Origin of the sequence: Salimicrobium salexigens (genome assembly GCF_900156705.1) — a bacterium.
In the GTDB taxonomy this organism is placed as follows: Bacteria; Bacillota; Bacilli; order Bacillales; family Halobacillaceae; genus Salimicrobium; species Salimicrobium album.
The window spans coordinates 1-1,266 of the sequence record NZ_FTOK01000030.1; the positions used below are offsets into that span (position 1 = coordinate 1).

Genomic DNA, 1,266 nt, shown 5'->3' on the forward strand with positions numbered 1-1,266 from the left:
TTTATTAGGAAGCTGATTGGCTGGTTTGAGTCCGGTATTGAATGGGACTCAAACCAGCTAATTTTGCTTTTATACGATCATGGTTGTAGTAATTGATGTATCCCTCGAGCTTTCTTTCAAGCTCTTCGTAAGAAACCAGCTTTTCTCCATAATACATCTCCTGTTTGAGAATTCCGAAGAAATTCTCCATCGCCGCATTATCTGCGCAGTTCGCTTTTCTGGACATACTCTGAAAAATACGATGTTTCTTTAATGTTTTCACCCATGTGCGGTGTTGGTAATGCCAGCCTTGATCGGAGTGGATGGTTGTCCGGTATTCAGCTTCCGTTTCGATGGTGTCCAACGCTTCCTTCAACGGCTTTAACACGAAATCCAGGGTCGGTCGTTTGGATATACCGAAGGAAATAATCTCTCCATTGAACACATCCATAATCGGACTCAAGTAAAGCTTCTCCTCTCCGGCACATTTGAACTCTGTCACGTCTGTGACTAATTTTTGGAGACGGATAGGCGTGTAGAACCTACGGTTCAGTCGGTTATGAGCCACTTTCCCGACGGTACCTTTGTATGATTTGTATCGGGTTTTACGGGTGAATTTTTCGCTTTTCAACCCTAATTCACTCATGAGTCGCTGCACTTTTTTATGGTTGATGATATATCCCTGATTTCTAAGCTCGAAGGTGATGCGGCGATAGCCATAGGTCCCGTCGTGCTTATGAAAAAGGTTCGTAATCATTTCTTTCCACGCTTTATTCGGATCTTCCTCCTCGAAGCGCTTTCTCTGATAATGATACGTGGCTTCAGGAATGCCTACGATTCGTAATGCCTCTTTTACTTTGAATCCTTCCTGTTTGAGTTCGAATACCAGCGTTGCTTGTGCTTTTCGAGATAGGCATTCGGATTCTCCTGAAAAGCTTTTACCTTTTTTAGATACGAATTCTCCAGACGCAGAAGTTCATTTTCACGTTCCAACTGTTCTTCACGAGTCCAAGATTTTTCGGTTTTGGGTGACGTTTTTTTAGGTTTTTTTGACATAGAAGGCCGTCCTTTCGCTTTTCCCCGGAGGCCTTCGACCCCTTCCTTGTGAAATACGCGGGTCCAGTTCGCAATTAACGAAGAGTTGTTCATGTGGAAGGCGATCGCCGTCTCCTGAAGAGAAGCTCCTGTCTGTTTCCTAAAGTGTAATACATCCAGCTTGAATTGGACAGGATAGACTTGTTTGGAGCGCTTCCTTTTCAATCCTTCTTCCCCGAACGCTTGATACGC

General features: G+C 44.1%; 2 protein-coding genes. Both read right to left on the minus strand.

Annotated features, from left to right (window positions below; all coding sequences use genetic code 11):
* Positions 1-4 precede the first annotated feature (4 nt).
* On the minus strand, positions 5-868 hold the full coding sequence (locus BW931_RS13215; protein WP_076572940.1) for an IS3 family transposase: 864 nt from the start codon (positions 866-868) through the stop codon (positions 5-7).
* On the minus strand, positions 832-1,266 hold a 435-nt coding region (locus BW931_RS13745), incomplete at its 5' end, for a transposase (RefSeq protein ID WP_076572942.1). The genes BW931_RS13745 and BW931_RS13215, both read right to left, overlap by 37 nt.